Source organism: Acinetobacter sp. HY1485, assembly GCF_027568475.1.
GTDB lineage: Bacteria > Pseudomonadota > Gammaproteobacteria > Pseudomonadales > Moraxellaceae > Acinetobacter.
Window position 1 is genome coordinate 179,242 of the sequence record NZ_JANKZG010000004.1, and the last position, 18,236, is coordinate 197,477.

An 18,236-nucleotide genomic window follows, 5' to 3' on the forward strand; every position below is an offset into this window, starting at 1 on the left:
AGCCATCAAAGCTCTCTGTTTTATTTATTAGCTTTGCAATACGGAAATATCTGCAACTGCAATAAAGAGTTCACGTAACTGTGCAAGTAAGCGTAAACGGTTAGCTTTCAGTTCGGCATCATCTGCCATCACCATCACACTGTCAAAGAACGCATCAATGGTGGTGCGTAATGTTGCAAGTTTAGATAACGCTTCTGTGTATTGATGAGCTTGAAGCAATGGTTGTACCACAGGGGTAATCGCTTGTAACTCAGCGTAAAGTGCTTTTTCTGCATCTTCAACCAACTTGCTCTCAACCACATCACCTGTTGGTGCAGCTTCTTTTGCCAAAATATTAGCAACACGTTTATTGGCTGCTGCAAGTGCTGCTGCTTCTGGTAATGTACGGAAGTGATTCACCGCATTGACGCGTTGGTCAAAATCTAACGGTGAGTTTGGCGAAAGTGCTTGTACCGCTTGTAATACGTCAACTGCAACGCCTTGATCTTCATATTTTGCACGGTAACGCCCTTCTAAAAAGGCAGTCGCTTCTGTACGGGTTTTATCGTGGTCTTTAATCACATCGCCGTAACCTTGTAATGCAAAATTCACAAGTTGCTCAATGGTTACATTAAGCTGATTTTCAATGATTAAACGCAAGATCCCAATAGCAGAACGGCGTAGGGCAAATGGGTCTTTTGAGCCTGTTGGCGGTTGGTTAATACCAAAAATACCCACGAGCGTATCTAAACGGTCTGCAAGTGCAAGTGTTGTACCCGTTTTGGTTTGCGGTAATACATCCCCTGCAAATTTTGGTAAATACTGCTCACCAAGGGCTTGTGCAACTTCGTTATTTTCGCCTTCTATACGGGCATAGTATGTGCCCGCAATACCCTGTAATTCAGGGAACTCACCGACCAATTCAGACGTTAAATCGCACTTTGCAAGTAATGCTGCTTTTTGAGCATCTGCTACATTTGCACCTGTAATTTGGCTTAAGTTTTCTGCAAGTTTGGCAATACGTTCAGACTTATCCCAAAGTGTACCTAACTGTGCTTGGAACACCATATTGGCAAGTTTGTCTTTACGGCTTGCGAGTGGTTGTTTTTGATCTTGTAAGAAGAAAAATTCTGCATCACTTAAACGAGGGCGTACAACTTTTTCATTACCTTCAATAATCTGTGCTGGGTCTTTTGACGCAATGTTAGACACCGTAATAAAGTACGGTTGTAACTTACCTTCGGCATTGATTAAGCAGAAATATTTTTGGTTATCCTGCATTGTCGTAATGAGTGCTTCTTGCGGTACAGCCAAGTAACGCTCTTCAAACGTTGCACGTAAAGCTACAGGATATTCAACCAATGCAGTGACTTCATCTAGTAAATCTGCGGGCACAATGGCAGTGGCATTTACTTCATCTGCCAATGCTTTTACTTGAGTTTGAATAAGGTTTTGACGTGTTGCAAAATCTGCAATCACATGTGCTTGCTCTAATGCTGTTAAGTAGTCGTTTGCATGGTTCAGCGTAATGGCTTGTGGGGCATGGAAACGATGACCATACGTTACATTACCTGTTTGATGGTCTTGAATGGTCGCATCAATAATTTGATCATCTTTAAGCAATACCACCCATTTTACAGGACGTACAAATTCGGTACGGCTAGTTGCCGAGCGCATACGTTTTGCAATTGGCAAACGATCAAGAGCATTTTGTAAAATTTGTGGCAGTAGGGTGTCTAAGCTTTGCCCTTGAATGTCTTTGTAATAACAAACTTTTTCGACTTTGCCTGCTTGGAATGTTTTTACTTGATCCGCTGTAATGCCTTGCCCACGCATAAAGCCTTCGAGTGCTTTGGTTGGTTTACCTTCAGCATCAAAAGCAGCTTGGACAGCAGGACCATCAAAACGTTTTTGTGAATCTGCTTGTGCGCTTTCAACATCTACAATTTTAAGGGCTAAACGGCGTGGTGCTGCATAGGCTTCTGTACTGCTAAATTTAAGCCCTGCATCGTTTAAGCCTTTGATAGTTTCGGCAAGAAGGGCATCACGTAATTTTTTTAAGCTTTTGGGTGGAAGTTCTTCGCAGCCAAGTTCAAATAAAACGGTATGGTGGTTCATTATTTCTTCTCCGCTTTTGCTGCTTCTGCTTCAACTTGTGCTTTTAGCTGTGCAAGGACTTCATCTCTTAAATGAGGTTCTGCCATTGGGAAACCAAGTTTGGCACGGGCTTGTACATAACTTTGTGCAATGGCACGGGCAAGTGTACGAACACGTAAAATATAACGTTGACGCTCTGTTACCGAAATGGCACCACGTGCATCAAGTAAGTTAAAGGTATGTGATGCTTTAACCACTTGCTCGTAAGCAGGTAATGGTAATTCGGCATCAATTAAGCGAGTGGCTTCTGCTTCGTAAAAATCAAACAGTTCAAATAATTTTGGTACGTTGGCATGTTCAAAGTTATAAGTTGATTGTTCTACTTCATTTTGATGGAACACATCGCCATAAGTCACAGTACCAAATTGTCCTTTTGTCCAAACAAGGTCGTATACAGAGTCTACCCCTTGAAGGTACATTGCAAGACGTTCTAAACCGTATGTAATTTCGCCTGTAACAGGGTAGCATTCAATACCACCTACTTGTTGGAAGTAGGTAAACTGTGTCACTTCCATGCCATTTAACCATACTTCCCAACCTAAGCCCCAAGCACCTAATGTTGGCGACTCCCAGTTATCTTCTACAAAGCGAATGTCATGTACAAGTGGGTCAATTCCAATGGCTTTTAAAGAATCTAAATAGAGTTGTTGGATATTGTCTGGATTTGGTTTAAGCACCACTTGAAATTGATAGTAGTGTTGTAAGCGGTTTGGGTTTTCGCCGTAACGTCCATCTTTAGGGCGACGAGAAGGCTGTACGTATGCTGCGTTCCATGTTTCTGGACCTAAAGCACGTAAAAAAGTTGCGGTATGGAAAGTCCCTGCGCCCATTTCCATGTCGTATGGTTGTAAAACCACACAACCTTGCTCAGCCCAGTAATTTTGTAAGGCAAGAATTAAGCCTTGAAAAGTATCAATATGAGAGATGGCGCGACTCATGTAGCATCCACTTAATTATGAGAAAAATTGAGTTTAAGTATAAGGATTTTGCCTTGAGGTGGCAAAGGCTTCTAAATATAAAAAAGCCATATTCTTAAGGATAAGAACATGGCAAAAGGTTTAGCGGTATTGTGTGGGTTGGAAACGAGATTGTTTTGGCATCACAAACCACAGCACGATATAAACTAAAATACCAGGGAATGCGGCACTTAATATAGACACTAAGACAAATAAGACACGCACTAATGTGACATTCCAACCAAAGCGTTCGGCAATACCTCCCATAACGCCTGCAATCATGCAATGCTTACGTGAACGATATAGACCTGTTGACATTATGGCGGTACTCCAAAAAAAGAATAAATAGATATGTATTTATATGAGGGGAAGGGAATGAATTAAAAGTATATTTTTGTAATAAAAAAAGCCTCTTAACAATGTTAAGAGGCTTTTTTGAATCTTGGTGGGTCGTCCGCGACTCGAACGCGGGACCAATGGATTAAAAGTCCACTGCTCTACCAACTGAGCTAACGACCCGTAAAGGTCAAGATTAATGGTGGGTCGTCCGCGACTCGAACGCGGGACCAATGGATTAAAAGTCCACTGCTCTACCAACTGAGCTAACGACCCATATCGTCTTGATGGTGCGTATTGTAGCAATTTATTGTGTGATGGCAAGTCCTAATCTAGAAAAAAATGCTCAACTGTTTATAAAAGCTACAAAAATATTAAAAATAAGGCTTTTTTTGCATAATATGTTCGTAAATTTTGTGATTTAACGGGTGATATGTGTCTTGATGGGGGAGTTGTACAAGTAACAAATCATCGCAATGATGGATATCAAAGCCTTGCTTTTGTAGTTCTTTTTTAGAATATTTAAATGCAGACGATACAGGTAAAGTTAGCTGTATGCGCAAAAATAATGGAATTGCATGCGTAGGTAAGGCTTTTTTAAACTCTGCATAGATATTCTTACAATCAAAGATAGGCGAGAGTGAATTTAAAATAACGGTTGCCATACAAGCCTTACCCTCATAATTTGGAATTTTAACACCATAAATAGAGGCTTCTTTAATACTTGGGCAAGTACACATCACATCTTCAACCTCATGTGTTGAAATGCGTTGATTTTGCCAATGAAAGGTATCACTTAAGCGGTCAATAAATTGAACATGGCGATATCCCAAGCGACGCATCAAATCGCCTGTGTTGTAGTAAGCATCGTGCTCATTAAATACATGGTGTAAAACAGCATCATCGTTGATGTCATGTTTGCCATAACCATCAAATGGTGTACGGCTAGTAATTTTGCTTAACAGTAAACCTACATCGCCTTTTTTTACTTCGGTGCAGTAGCCATTTTTATCTCGAATTGGCTTTTGGCTGTCAATATCATATTGAACGACTGCAAAAGGTAGGGGAGAAAATCCAACCGTATTGTCAAAGTTAAATAAGTTATTAAATCCAATATTACTTTCGTTTGAGGCATACAGCTCAAATACTTCTTTGATATTAAAACGGTGTTTAAATGTTCGCCAATAGTAAGCACGTAAACCATAGCCAATCATTTTTTTAACTTGATGTTTATTGGCCTGAACAGGTTGTTCAAGCAGTTGACGGCAAACATCACTTGAATAGCCAATCGCTACAGCATCTTGGGCATCTTGCCAAAATGTTTGTGTAGAAAAATGAGCATTAAATGAAAAGGTTCCTTGTCCTGCAAGGACACTGCTCCAACATACAATACTGGCGGTAGCATGGTGTAGAGGTAAGGGAACATAAAGGATATCTTTATTGACTAACCCAAGTGTTTGTCCGTAGGTGTTATAAGCCAAAATCCAACGTCCATGCGTATAAAGGGCTGCTTTGGGTTGTCCTGTTGTGCCTGATGTGTAGATATAAAATAAACCATCTTGTGCATAAATATGAGCAGTAGTGGGTGGGTTAAACGTTGGGTATTCTTGAGCGCTATAAATTAAATTACGATAACCACTCGGCGCATTTTCTTGTTTATCTTGGTTTGAAGATGCAACCCAAAAACAATGCTCAAAATTTAATTTTAAAGCATCTATTTGTTGGTGATATTGATCACTAACAATAAGACCTTTAGGCTCGGTGCTTAATAATGTCTTTGTAGTTATTTTGGTCGGATCAATTAAAGCACAAATCACACCCACCTTGGCTGTTGCTAATATAACTGCAAAAAACTCAGGTCGATTTTCCATGACCAAACTTAAAACATCACCTTTTTTAAACCCATACGCAATAAGTAGATGGGCAATTTGGTTGGCATGTTGGTTGAGGTGTTGATAGGTTGTGGTTTGATCACCAAATTTTAAGGCATTATAACGTGGATGTTGTTTAGCAATTTTTTCAAAAATAAGTCCAAGCCCCATTGGTGTTTCTTGTTTTTGTGTATAAACCTGTTTGAGACCACGTAATAGGCGCGGAATTTTAGGTAAAACATGAGGGAATTGATGCATGATCTCTTTAAAATGAACGACATTTTTAGGAGATTTTTTCATTCTTATTTTCTCTAATTTAAAAGTACATAGGTTTTAGTTTAACTGAAAGTAAAAAAAACCGCTCACATTGGAGCGGTTTTTCATTTTATGATTCTGATTCAGGCGGTGTCACTGCCTTTTTAGGTGGACGACCACGTGGGCGACGCGGACGAGCAGCTTTATCTTTACTCGTTGCTTTTGCCTTAGTTGTGGTTTTCTTTTCCTTAGCTGTTTCTTCTTCGGCAGGTTTTTCTTCTGCCTTAGGTTCTTCAGTTACCGTTGGTGCTTCTACCTGTTCAGCTGTTGGTTCAGCTTCTTGAGTCGCCACAGGTGTTTCTTGCGGTTTTTCAACAGCTTCTTCTTCAATATGTTTTGCCTTTGCTTGCTCGTGTGCTTGTTCGGCTGCCTGTTTTGCTAAACGACGACGCTCACGCGGATCATTTGCCACGCGTGGTTTATCTGCTTTTTCAGGTGTAAGCGATAACACAGGTGCAGGTTGTGCTTCTTCTGTGGTTTTGCTTGGTACAGCAACATCACGCGTTACAGGCTGTTTTGCTGTTTCCACCGCAGTTGTGTTGACTAACGTTTCGGCATACGTTTGCGTAAATTTCACTAACGCACGGCTGAAAGTTTGTACTAAGCCAAACTGTTCAATCAGAACGTTACAGTCTTCACCATAAACATGCTGAATTAAACTACGCAATGTATGCCCTGCAAGTGCAGGATTTTGCGTTGCTACAACTGTAGGTACAACAGGTTGAGCAGATTTTTGCGCACGACGGCGTGAACGAGGGTCGTTGCTTGCACGTTGTGGTTTGGTTGCTTCTTTAGGTTGTTCTGGTTCAGAACGCACTTTTTCTGCAACTACTTTTTTCGCTTTTGGCTCTTCTGTTTTAGTAACAGGTTTTGCTTCTTTTTGCTTTGGTTGCGCTTGTGGTGCATCGTTTAATGCAACAATATCACGCGTTGCCTGATCAACATTAACCACTAATGCCGTTGGAGTTTCCTCATGGCGTGGTGCATCAACCATATCCACTTTAACCTGTTGTGGTTTAGGTGCTTCAACCACTTTTTCTTCAGGTGTATTCAGTACGCTTGTATCACGTTGGCGATTTGGGCGTTGCGGACGCTGTTGATGGCGGTCACGACGTGGCACAGTATTTTCTGTTTGCTGTGGTTGGTCGTTTTGTTGTTGCTCTTGCTGTTGTTGACGCTTTTGACGTTTTAGCTCACGCATTTCGTGACGAGAAAGCTGCACATGCTCTTCTTGTTGCTCATGTTGTGGCTGTTCACGGTTGTCACGTTGTTGCTTTTGCTGACGCTGCGGCTTGTTATTTTTACGTTGGTTTTTCTCTTCTTTGTCTTGTTGCACATCACGTTTTTCTGCTTTATGTGTAGTTGCAGTTGTGGTGCTATGCGTTTGAGAAATATAAGCATTACCTTGTGTGGTATTGCTTACAGCTTGTGTTGTAACAGTGGTATTCGCAACTTGTTGCACTTGACCAAATTGACCACGGCTCACAGCACCGTTATTCACCATTTGTTCAATGGCAGCAGCAGCGTTATTTGCAGAGCGTGCTTGGTCTACAGTATGCGCTTGTTTTTGTACAAACAAGTTTTCTAACCATGCACATGGGCTGTTGCTGTCTTGAGCAGGCACTTGTGCTTGTGCTGTTGGTGCAACCGCTTGTTGTTGAGGTTGCTGTTTCTTCTGTGATTGTTGCTGTTTTTTATCAGCTGATGGCGCAGGAATAAGCTGTTCGCTTTCATCTAAGTGCCATGTTGAAGATTCGTAGCCAATTTCGTTAGAACGTGTTGCTTCTGTGCGCTCGTAACTGCTTGGGGCAAAGCCTTCAGGATTAAATTTAATTTCGTAATGTGGTGTTTCTAAGTGCGGGTGAGGCAATACAGTGACACGGACATTAGTGGTTTGTTCTAAGTAAACAATGCTATGGCGTTTTTCGTTGAGTAAGAACGCTGCAATTTCGACAGGTACTTCAACTTGTACTTCACCATGACGTTGACCCAGCGCAATTTCTTCTAGTTTACGCATAATAGACAATGACATTGAGCGTACGTCACGCACCATGCCTGTACCATGACAGCGAGGGCAGACGTAGCCTGTTGCTTCTTCTAAAGATGGACGTAAGCGTTGACGGCTCATTTCCATTAAACCAAAGCGTGAAAGTTGTCCAAATTGAATACGCGCACGGTCGCTTTGCGTGGCTTCTCGTAACTTAGCCTCAACCATGCGTTGGTTGCGATCTTTACTCATATCAATAAAGTCGATCACGACCAAACCGCCAATATCACGTAAACGTAATTGGCGTGCAATTTCTTCGGCTGCTTCTAAGTTGGTATTGAGCGCTGTATCTTCTACATCTTGTCCGCGGGTTGATTTTGCAGAGTTGATGTCGATAGCAACCAATGCTTCTGTTTGATCAATCACGATTGACCCACCAGATGGTAATTTCACTTCACGTTCGTACGCTGTTTGGATTTGGCTTTCGATCGCGAAGTGTGCAAATAATGGCTCATTTAATGTGTAAGTTTTTAACTTGTCTAATTGATTTGGCATCACTGCTTTAACAAAGTTATATGCTTCGTTATAGGCTTGCTCGTTATCAATTAAAATTTCTGCAACATCATCACGTAAATAATCACGAATAGCACGCGTTACAACACCTGCTTCTTGATGTACAAGCATTGGTGATGGACCAGAACGTGCTGTATTTTGGATTTGACCCCAAAGGTCTAAAAGATGTTGTAAGTCGAGTTGTAATTCTTCTTGTGTACGTCCAATGCCTGCTGTACGCACAATTACGCTCATGCCACGCGGTACATTTAGTGCCGATAACATTTGCTTGAGTTCTTCACGCACATTACCCGAAATTTGACGGCTAATACCACCGCCTTTAGGGTTGTTTGGCATTAAAACAAGGTAGCGACCTGCTAAAGAAATATAAGTTGAAAGCGCAGCACCTTTGTTGCCACGTTCTTCTTTTTCTACTTGAACAAGTAATTCTGTACCTTCAGAAATTAAGTCGCGGATATTGCTGGTATCACGGGCATCTGAATTGAAATAGCTACGTGCAATTTCGCGCATCGACAAGAAGCCTTGGCGTCCTGCACCGTATTCTACAAATACAGCTTCTAAAGAAGGTTCTACGCGAGTGACATGACCTTTATAAATATTTGATTTTTTCTGCTCGCGGGTACGGTTTTCAAGGTCAAAGTCATACAGGCGTTGACCAGTGACAAGTGCAACACGAACCTCTTCGGCATGTGTTGCATTAATCAACATACGTTTCATGGGTGTAATACCTAATCGTTGGCACACAACGACAAGCAATCCGTGTTACATGGTGAGCTTATATCATCTCTTGCCACTCATGTAATACTTGCTTATTTCAAGCGACCTGAATTATTCACTGGCAGTCTAACGGTGTATTGGATGTAAAACTTTCACTGTATTAGGCAGATTCATCCTTGTTTAAATAACACATTACGGAATGTTCGTCGTAATGTGATTTAACGCTACAGTTCCAATACATCAAACGTTGAAGCCTGAACATACCATCAGGGAGCGACTTGTCTGATGTGTTCCAGTTTACGTTTAATAACCAACCAAAGTTGGCGACATATTTTTTTGGGGCAGGCTGTTTTGCATGCAAAAGCACAAATTAACGCAACAGCCTACTATTTTGCCGATATAATAAGCCCTCGGCGTTGGCATATTCTTTTGGGACCGTTCCGATGTGTGATGCAAATCTGCATCGTCGTCAGCAACTATTAAAGTTGTTTTCTTATTTACGGCGGTATCCGAGCGCTGACTATATCAAACCTTAGGGCATCTGCCTATGGGTTGAGTTGATGTTTCTGATGAAAAAAACCATCTAAGTGTTCAAATATTACGCAAATTTATCAAAGTTTAAGGTTCAATAGTTGTATGAATTCCAATCAAGAGTGGCAAAGTGTGACATGGTTTGACGTTGACGAGCATCAAGCAGGGCAACGTATTGATAACTTTTTATTTTCTCGTTTAAAAGGTGTGCCAAAGAGTCGCATTTATCGTTTGATTCGTGAAAGCCAAGTACGTGTAAATAAAAAGCGAATTAAAGCCGAAACCCGCTTAAACATTGGAGATCAAATCCGTGTTGCGCCTATTCGCTATGAGCAAAAACAAGATGCCCCTGTAAGCGATCAAGTGGCACAAGGTTTATTGAGCCGTATTGTGTACGAAGACGAAGGACTGTTGGTGATTAATAAACCTTCAGGCATTGCAGTACATGGCGGAAGCGGTGTGGCATATGGCTTAATTGAAGCCCTACGCGTGGCAACAGGTAAAAAATATTTAGAACTCATTCATCGTATTGACCGTGATACCTCAGGTTTAGTGATGATTAGTAAAAAGCGCAGTACCTTAAAACATTTACAAGATTTATTGCGCGAACATAAAATTCAAAAAACGTATGCGGCAATTGTAAAAGGGCAAATTAGTTTAGATGAACAGCGTATTGATGCGCCGTTATTACGTTATGAGCTTGCTAATGGCGAGCGCCGTGTACGTGTTGCTAAAGATGGCAAGCCAAGCCAAACTATTTTTAAAGTGGCAGAACGCTTTAAGCAAGCAACCTTGGTACATGCCTCACCGCTATCGGGGCGTACGCATCAAATTCGTGTCCATGGTTTAAGTATTGGACATCCGCTAGTTGGAGATGATAAATATGGACATCAAACGCCAACAAAAGTGCAAGCACGCCGTTTGTGTTTACATGCATTGCGTTTACAAATTCCAAATTATCCAATCATAGAAGCACCTTTGCCTGAAGATATGCAAGAAGTGCTCGTACAACTTAGGAACGCCTAATGCCTTTAAACACACGTTTAGTTATTTTTGATTGGGATGGAACACTGTTTGACTCTGTGGCACAAATTGTAAAAAGTTTGTGCTTTGCCGCCGAACAGCATGCACAACCATTAACTCCAGAAGCAGCTAAAAGTGTGATTGGGTTAGGTTTACCCGAAGTGATGCACACGCTATTTCCTCAAGTACCGCATTTGCATGAAGCCATTACACAAAGCTATAAGGGTTTTTATCCCACGCTATCAACTCAAGATAAATGGTTTGATGGCGTGGCAACAATGTTGCATGATTTAAAACAACAAAATACATTATTGGCTGTAGCAACAGGTAAAAATAGGGCAGGCTTAGACCGTGTACTTAAACAAACGCAAAGTACAGATCTGTTTTGTATTACGCGTGCAGCAAGTGAAACGCAATCTAAGCCACATCCTCAAATGCTTGAAGAAATTTTGGCATATACAGGGGTTGAACCTGCTCAAGCTATTATGGTGGGTGATAGCAGTTACGATTTGGAAATGGCACAACGTTTAAAGATGCCTCGGATTGGCGTCAGTTACGGGGTTCATCATGAAAAGACATTGGCACAGTATCAACCCCTATCTATAGAACACAATGTCACAAATTTACATCATACATTAAAGCAATATATTGGCTAAACTCATTTAAAACTTAAATGAGAAATAGAATGGATAATAAAGTTGCAATTATAACAGGGGCAAGCCGTGGTATTGGTGCGGCAATTGCAAAACGCCTAGCAGCAGATGGGTTTAAAGTAGTTGTCAATTACTCTCAAACTGCCAAATCTGCGTTAAGAGTTGTTGAAGAAATTGAACAAGCAGGTGGTCAAGCTATTGCACTACAAGCCGATATTGCGCAACCACATCAAGTTAAAGCATTATTTGAGCAGACCATTCAGGTTTATGGTGGTGTGGATGTACTGGTAAACAATGCAGGGATTATGCAATTAGCTCCCATAGCAGATACCACAGATGATATGTTTGATCAGCAAATAAATGTGAATTTAAAAGGGACATTTAATACGTTGCGTGAAGCAGCACAGTATTTGCGCGAAGGCGGGCGGATTATTAATTTTTCGACCAGTGTTGTGGGTTTGAAACTTGAAAACTATGCAGTGTATGCGGCAACTAAAGCAGCCGTAGAAACCATGACTGCTATTTTTGCTAAAGAATTACGTGGTAAAAATATTTGTGTAAATGCCATTGCACCTGGTCCAACTGCGACTGACTTATTTTTAAATGAAAAATCGCCAGAATTAATTGAACGCATGGCACAAGCAAGCCCATTACAACGTCTTGCCCAACCTGATGATATTGCAGCCACAGTTGCCTTTTTAGCAAGTAAAGATGGTGCGTGGATCAATGGACAAACGCTTCGGGCAAATGGCGGTCTAGTGTAGTGGAAACGCAGCAGCTAAAATTTCAATAAATTCTTTTAAAGGTTGCGTCATGGTGTCGGTACGGTAGCTTACAATTAAATCAAGCGTTGGTAAGTCAATCTCTAAAGGGCGGACTGCAAGATTAGGTAAGCTACTAAATGGATCAACATATTTAGGTAAAATTGCACAACCCACACCTGAGTTGACTAATGCCAAACTATCTACAATATTTTGTGTTTCTGTATGAACATTTAAGTGTAAGTGATGGGCTTGTAAAAACTCACTTACTGCTTGGTTCATGATGGCAAAGGTATTTGATGTTGGCACAATAAAGTTGAGTTTTTCGAGTTCTTTAACAGGGATGCGCTCAAGCTGTGCTAACGGATGTTGTTTCGGTAAAATAAGTGCAAGCTCATCTTTAAATACAACATGATTTTTAATATTTTTAGCTTCAATTTGTTGACGGCTAAAAATAATATCTAAATCGCCTTTTTTAAGTGCTTTATGTTGCTCTAAATCATGCAAGATTTGCTGTTCAATTTTAAGTGTTGGATGCTGAATTCTAAATGTCGGCAAAATTTTAGGAAAAATACGAATTTCAGCAGCAGTAATAAAGCCAATACGTAAAATTTGTTGTTTAGCTAAGTGGGCTTGGCGCGCCATTGCAACAGCACGCTCGGCTTGTGCCATAGTTAAACGGGCTTGTTCTAAAAATACCGCACCTTCTTCTGTTAGTTCTACTTTTCGTTTAGTACGGTTAAACAATCTTACACCAATTTCTTCTTCTAAGTCTTTGATTTGTTGACTTAAAGAAGGCTGTGCTGTAAAAAGTTTTAATGCAGCTTTACTAAAATTAAGTTCTTCTGCCACAGTAATAAAGTACCGTAGATGGCGTAGTTCCATTAGACCAATCCCAAAAAATAGAGTTTTTATTACATTTATTGTTCAGTATAGAACAATCTGTTTCTTTTTGAAGTTTAAAAAACAACCAAGTCCGATGAATAAAACTTAAATGAGACTACATCATGTCACAAATTTTTGCGCTATTAATGCTAATATCTGTTGATACCAACATTCTTTAATCTGATTAAAAAATTAAAAAGAAGGCATGAATAAATCTAAAGTACTCCACTATCAACTGCCTGTAAAAAACAGTTGGTCACACACTATTTCTAGCCCTCAACCAGACTTTGAGCATTCTGTGCATTTCAAGGATGGTAAGTTTCATAATCAAATTCCAAAAACAGTGACACGTAGTAAGTGGCGTTTGTTTAAGTGGATTGCATCACGTCAGTCTAGTTCTTGGAATATCAATATAGAACAAGAATTTGAGGACTGTTTGGCGCAACCGCATGAGGTACCTGAAGCAACCGTGCCCAATCAATGGAAAGTTTGGTTTGTGGGGCATGCAACTGTGCTCATTCAGATTGGAGAATATAATTTTTTAACAGATCCTGTTTGGGCAGAGTACGCAGGTCCTAAAAAGGGAACAGGTCCAAAACGTGTATGTCCTGCAGGGATTGCTTTGGAGCATTTACCGCCTATTCACGGGGTGTTATTAAGCCATAATCATTATGATCATATGGATCTTGCCACGTTACAGTGGTTGCATGATCAGTTTGCTATGCCTATTTATACAGGATTAGGTAATCGTTATTATTTGCCAAAAGAGTTTAATGTGATTGAGCTAGATTGGTGGCAAAGTGCACATTTTAAAGATTTTGAAATTTTATATACGCCTGCACAGCATGGTTCTGGGCGTGGTTTAAGAGATCAGAATAAAGCGTTATGGGGGAGCTTTTGTTTAAAGCAGGGTAAGCAATATGTTTATTTTGCAGGTGATACAGGCTATTCACCTCATTTCAAGCAAATTTATAATAAATTAGGTGCACCTCGTGTAGCACTTTTACCAATTGGTGCATATGAACCTAGAGAGCTGATGGAGTATATGCATATGAATCCGTATGATGCTTTAAAAGCACATATGGACTTACAGGCACAGCGTTCGGTGGCAATTCATTATCGTACATTTCAACTTACAGATGAGCCAAGAGATCAGCCCGAAAAAGTGTTAGAGCATGCAGTTAAATATTCATCTAAATTGATGAATCCGTTTTATTGTATTCATGAAGGCAAAAAATTAACGGTATAAAAGAAGCCCTCAATATTGAGGGCTTCTTTTTTTATTCTGCGTGACCGTCGTTTTGTTCGCCTTCACTGCCATCTTCTTGTTGATATGAGCTGTGACCACTTTCACGTAGTGCCTTGCGGACACCTGCTTCATAATCTGGATGTACACGTCCAAAATGAACAAGCTGACGTTCGATAATCTCTTTTGGTACGCCTTGCATTGCATCTGCAATGTTACCAAATAGACGAGATTTTTCACCATCATCAAACAAATTAAACAATGCTGTTACTTGTACGTAATCGTTATTGCCTTCATCTTCACGATGGTTAAAATGATCCATAACATTTGAATCTAAACGTAAAGGCGGTTCTTTCACGTCTGGATTTTCAGTTGGACCACCAAATGAGTTTGGCTCGTAGTAAGCATCTGGGTTAGGGAAATGCTCTTGAATATTCATTTGTCCGTCTTTATGGTAGGTATGTACAGGACATACAGGACGGTTAACAGGAATATTTTCGTAGTGTGTCCCTAAACGGTGACGATGTGCATCTGCATAACTAAATACACGCGCTTGCAACATACGATCTGGTGAAAAACCAATCCCAGGCACAGCATTTGACGGTGAGAATGCTGCTTGTTCTACTTGTGCAAAGTAGTTTTCTGGGTTTTTGTTTAATTCAAAGTGACCAATTTCAATAGGTGGATAATCGGCATGTGGCCACACTTTGGTTAAATCGAATGGGTTATATTTAGTATTATGCGCATCTAATTCAGGCATAATTTGTACTTGTACTGTCCAACGTGGATAGTCGCCATTTTCTAACGCATAGTACAAATCTTCTTGTGTCGTTTCACGGCTTTCACCTACTTTTTGTTGCCCTTCTTGGTTCGTCCAATGACGGTGTCCTTGTTGGGTTTTAAAGTGGAATTTAATCCAAAAACGCTCACCTTGTTCATTCCAAAATGAGTAAGTATGTGAACCGTAACCATTGATATGACGCACATCTGTTGGTAAACCACGGTCAGACATCAAGATCGTCACTTGGTGTAAGCTTTCTGGCGAAAGCGACCAAAAATCCCACATTGCAGTGGGTGAACGTAAGTTAGTACGTGGGTGACGTTTTTGTGTATGAATAAAGTCTGGAAACTTTAACGGATCGCGTACAAAGAACACAGGGGTATTGTTACCCACTAAATCCCAATTGCCTTCTTCTGTATAAAACTTCAATGCAAAACCGCGTACATCACGTTCTGCATCTGCAGCACCGTGTTCACCTGCAACGGTAGAAAAACGCGCTAACATTGGCGTTTGTTTGCCAACACCATTAAAAATTTTAGCGCGTGTATATTCTGATAAATCTTTTGTAAGTGTGAATGTACCAAATGCTCCCCAACCTTTGGCATGTACCGTGCGTTCAGGAATACGCTCACGGTTTTGATGTGCAAGTTTTTCGATAAGTTGCCAATCTTGCATTAACACAGGTCCACGCGAACCAACCGTTAAGCTGTTTTGGTTATCTGCAATGGGTGAACCCGCTGTTGTTGTTTGATGGTAAGGACACTTACTCATTATTGCTGACTCCTTGTTGTAAGGGCTTGCTGTTTTTGTAGTAAATAAAAAGAATAAACAAGCGTATAAAAAATCTTAACTACTGTTACACGAAATTGCAAAAATCACTATCACGTTATTGTAAAAATACGTCATTTTTATATTGTTGTTAAATAGATAAAAGCTATGTTTTTAATAGATAAAAACGATTGGTTTAATTTGAATAGTGTACCGCTACATTTTGTATTTAGATGACAGCCATTTTAGAATTTAAAACACAGTTTATTTTGATTATTCAATGATTTTACAAAAAATCAGATTTTTGAATTTAGAGGTTAAACTATATGCATTGGTTTAGAAGTAGAACGATACTTCTAAACCATATCTTAACCAACTATGCAGAAATAAGGCGATCGGTTTTGACCATGTCATGCAAACCATGTTGTCTAAAAAAGTGCTCAATTTTACTTTTTACCACAAGTGGATTGTCTAAATGAATGACATCTTGGAGTAATTGCTCTGCATCTTCTAATGACACATGACAAATTGCTTTTCTCACTCTTAAGATATTACTTGAGCTCATAGACAGTGTATTAAAGCCCATGGCTATAAGAAGTATTGCAGACAGTGGATCGCCTGCCATTTCACCACATACGCTAATCGGTTTATCGTATTTTTGACATTCTTGAATAAGATAAGACAAAGCACGTAAAACAGCAGGATGGTAGTGTGAATACACTCCCGATACATGTGGGTTATTACGATCAACAGCGAGTAAGTATTGAATTAAGTCATTTGAGCCTACCGAGAAGAAATCGACTAATTGAGCGAATTCTTTGATTTGGAACAAAATACTTGGTACTTCAACCATAATTCCAATTTTAGGTTTGGCAATTTTAACTTGTTCTTCTTCTTGTACTGCCATCCAATCACGTTCAAGTAAATACAGTACTTCTTCTACTTCGCTGACACTAGTGACCATCGGCAATAAAATATGTAAGTTATTGAGCCCAATACTTGCTTTGAGCATGGCACGAATTTGTGCAGAAAAAATTTCGGGATGATCAAGAGTAAAACGTAAACCACGCCAACCGAGTGCAGAGTTATCTTCATCAATACTGAAATACGGTAATTCCTTGTCTGCACCAATATCAAGGGTACGCATAATCACAGGTTTATTCGCAAAGTGACTCAGTTGCTGACGGTAAATGGTGCGTTGTTCTTCTTCACCAGGAAAGCGGTCACGTAGCATAAATGGAATTTCGCTACGGTATAAACCAACGCCTTTTGCCCCACGTTGTACGCCACGGATCACATCAATCATTAAGCCTGTATTTACAAATAATTTGATGGGTACACCATCGGGTGTAATCGCGTCTTTAGTTTCATATTGTTTTAAGTCTTTGGCAATTTCTTCTTCTTCTTTTTGAATTTCTTTATAGCGTTGGCGTAATCTGCGTGGTGGGTGAATGGTCACACGCCCTTGATAAGCATCTACAATCATCTCCACATCGTCAAGGGTGTTGATGGGTAACTCTGTAACGCCAACCACAGTAGGAATGCCAAGTGCACGTGCCACAATCACCATGTGGGAGTTTGCAGCGCCTTCGCTGGTTACAATTGCAGCAATTTTATCGACAGGCAGTTCAACTAATGCCGCTGTACTAATTTCTTCGCCAATCAAAATACTTTCGGAGCTAATCTCTCGGTGGCTTGGATCTGACTCTTGCAGTGAGGCAAGAATACGCCGTCCTAAGTCTTTTAAGTCGGATACTCGTTCACGTAAGTAGTCATCTTCCATTTGTGCAAACAAAGAAATATGTTTATCAATGACACGTTTAACCGCACCTTGTGCCCAAATACCATCTTTAATTTCTGCTTGAATTTCGGCAGGCAAAGCATTTTCATCAAGCATGCGTAAAAACACACTAAACAAGGCACGTTCTTCTGCCATGAGTGCATCTTTCATTTTTTCATCGAGTGATTGAATTTCTGTACGTACAGAAGTAATCGCTTGATGAAGTAAATTAAGCTCTTGGCTGATATCTTCTGCTTCACGGTCGGGAACAGCACTTAAATCTGCAGGGGGATATAAAATAATAGCGCGACCAAGTGCAATGCCGCCTGAGCCTGAAACACCTTTAAAGGTTTTGTAATTGGCAATATTGGAGCTAGACACTTTTTTAAAGACATCAATATTACCCACAGCATGGGCATGTGCAATTAAACCTGAAAGCTGGGCACATAGCGTCACTAAAAACGATTCGGCAGCTTCACTGAAGTCTTGAGGCGCTTTATTTTGTACCACTAAAACACCCATCACACGGCGGCGATACATGACAGGTACACCCAAAAACGAGTGATAGAGTTCTTCACCTGTTTGTGGAAAGTAGGCATAACGCGTGTGCTGAGCCGCATTGTCTAGGTTAACAATTTCCTCACGTTGTCCGACTAAGCCTACTAAGCCTTCGCCTGATTGTAACGATACTGTACCGACTGCTTCGGGGTTTAAGCCTTTGGTTGCCATAAGAACATAACATTGGTTACGCTCATCAAGGAGGTAAATCGAACAGACATCAACATCCATAGCGGCAGAGACTTGATTGACCATAATCTCTAAGGATTCATGCAAACCGCCAGACGCATTAATTTCTTGGACAATTCGTCTTAGGGTGTCTAGTTGCATGTTCGACATAAAAGCATACTCCGAGCAAT

The 18,236-nt window shown here is 40.4% G+C and carries 12 protein-coding genes and 2 tRNA genes; 4 read left to right on the forward strand and 10 right to left on the reverse strand.

Features of this window, described 5'->3' with window-relative positions:
* Positions 1 to 27: 27 nt before the first annotated feature.
* The 7 genes from glyS to PCI70_RS06160 all read right to left on the reverse strand — a co-directional run bounded on the left by glyS (position 28) and on the right by PCI70_RS06160 (position 8,891).
* Positions 28 to 2,097: a glycine--tRNA ligase subunit beta gene (gene glyS / locus PCI70_RS06130; RefSeq protein WP_269914458.1), complete on the reverse strand. Its 2,070-nt coding sequence runs from the start codon at positions 2,095 to 2,097 to the stop codon at positions 28 to 30.
* Positions 2,097 to 3,074: a glycine--tRNA ligase subunit alpha gene (gene glyQ, locus PCI70_RS06135; RefSeq protein WP_269914459.1), complete on the reverse strand. Its 978-nt coding sequence runs from the start codon at positions 3,072 to 3,074 to the stop codon at positions 2,097 to 2,099. The genes glyS and glyQ overlap by 1 nt, the downstream gene beginning before the upstream one ends.
* Positions 3,075 to 3,194: 120 nt before the next feature.
* The gene (locus PCI70_RS06140; protein WP_269914559.1) at positions 3,195 to 3,413 is read right to left on the reverse strand and encodes a PspC domain-containing protein; all 219 of its coding nucleotides are present in this window, start codon (positions 3,411 to 3,413) and stop codon (positions 3,195 to 3,197) included.
* A gap of 122 nt (positions 3,414 to 3,535) precedes the next feature.
* Positions 3,536 to 3,611: transfer RNA gene (locus PCI70_RS06145), tRNA-Lys, on the reverse strand.
* A 17-nt stretch (positions 3,612 to 3,628) separates the two neighbouring features.
* Positions 3,629 to 3,704, reverse strand: a tRNA-Lys gene (locus PCI70_RS06150).
* A 98-nt stretch (positions 3,705 to 3,802) separates the two neighbouring features.
* Positions 3,803 to 5,599 (reverse strand): long-chain-acyl-CoA synthetase, encoded by a 1,797-nt coding sequence (locus PCI70_RS06155; RefSeq protein WP_269914460.1) that lies wholly within the window; start codon positions 5,597 to 5,599, stop codon positions 3,803 to 3,805.
* An 85-nt stretch (positions 5,600 to 5,684) separates the two neighbouring features.
* Positions 5,685 to 8,891 (reverse strand): Rne/Rng family ribonuclease, encoded by a 3,207-nt coding sequence (locus PCI70_RS06160; RefSeq protein ID WP_269914461.1) that lies wholly within the window; start codon positions 8,889 to 8,891, stop codon positions 5,685 to 5,687.
* Positions 8,892 to 9,527: 636 nt separating this feature from the next.
* Here PCI70_RS06160 and PCI70_RS06165 point away from each other — a divergent pair.
* The 3 genes from PCI70_RS06165 to PCI70_RS06175 are packed head-to-tail and all read left to right on the forward strand — an operon-like array spanning position 9,528 to position 11,862.
* A complete protein-coding gene (locus PCI70_RS06165) occupies positions 9,528 to 10,448 on the forward strand; it encodes an RluA family pseudouridine synthase (RefSeq protein WP_269914462.1) in 921 nt (306 codons plus the stop codon).
* Entirely contained in the window at positions 10,448 to 11,101 is a 654-nt protein-coding gene (locus PCI70_RS06170) for an HAD-IA family hydrolase (protein WP_269914463.1), read from the forward strand. Before PCI70_RS06165 ends, PCI70_RS06170 begins: the two co-directional genes overlap by 1 nt.
* A 29-nt stretch (positions 11,102 to 11,130) precedes the next feature.
* Positions 11,131 to 11,862: an SDR family oxidoreductase gene (locus PCI70_RS06175; RefSeq protein ID WP_269914464.1), complete on the forward strand. Its 732-nt coding sequence runs from the start codon at positions 11,131 to 11,133 to the stop codon at positions 11,860 to 11,862.
* On the opposite strand, the gene hcaR is transcribed toward PCI70_RS06175, so the two are convergent.
* Positions 11,854 to 12,744 carry a DNA-binding transcriptional regulator HcaR gene (gene hcaR, locus PCI70_RS06180; protein ID WP_269914465.1) on the reverse strand — a complete coding sequence of 297 codons (891 nt, stop codon included), beginning with the start codon at positions 12,742 to 12,744 and terminating at the stop codon, positions 11,854 to 11,856. The two genes, PCI70_RS06175 and hcaR, sit on opposite strands and share 9 nt — an antisense overlap.
* 205 nt (positions 12,745 to 12,949) lie before the next feature.
* On the opposite strand from hcaR, the gene PCI70_RS06185 reads away from it, so the two are divergent.
* Positions 12,950 to 13,993: an MBL fold metallo-hydrolase gene (locus PCI70_RS06185; RefSeq protein WP_269914466.1), complete on the forward strand. Its 1,044-nt coding sequence runs from the start codon at positions 12,950 to 12,952 to the stop codon at positions 13,991 to 13,993.
* Between the two features lie 31 nt (positions 13,994 to 14,024).
* On the opposite strand, the gene PCI70_RS06190 is transcribed toward PCI70_RS06185, so the two are convergent.
* Complete coding sequence (locus tag PCI70_RS06190; RefSeq protein ID WP_269914467.1) at positions 14,025 to 15,542, reverse strand: catalase; 1,518 nt, start codon at positions 15,540 to 15,542, stop codon at positions 14,025 to 14,027.
* 373 nt (positions 15,543 to 15,915) lie between these two features.
* The gene (ptsP, locus tag PCI70_RS06195; RefSeq protein WP_269914468.1) at positions 15,916 to 18,216 is read right to left on the reverse strand and encodes a phosphoenolpyruvate--protein phosphotransferase; all 2,301 of its coding nucleotides are present in this window, start codon (positions 18,214 to 18,216) and stop codon (positions 15,916 to 15,918) included.
* Positions 18,217 to 18,236: the final 20 nt, after the last annotated feature.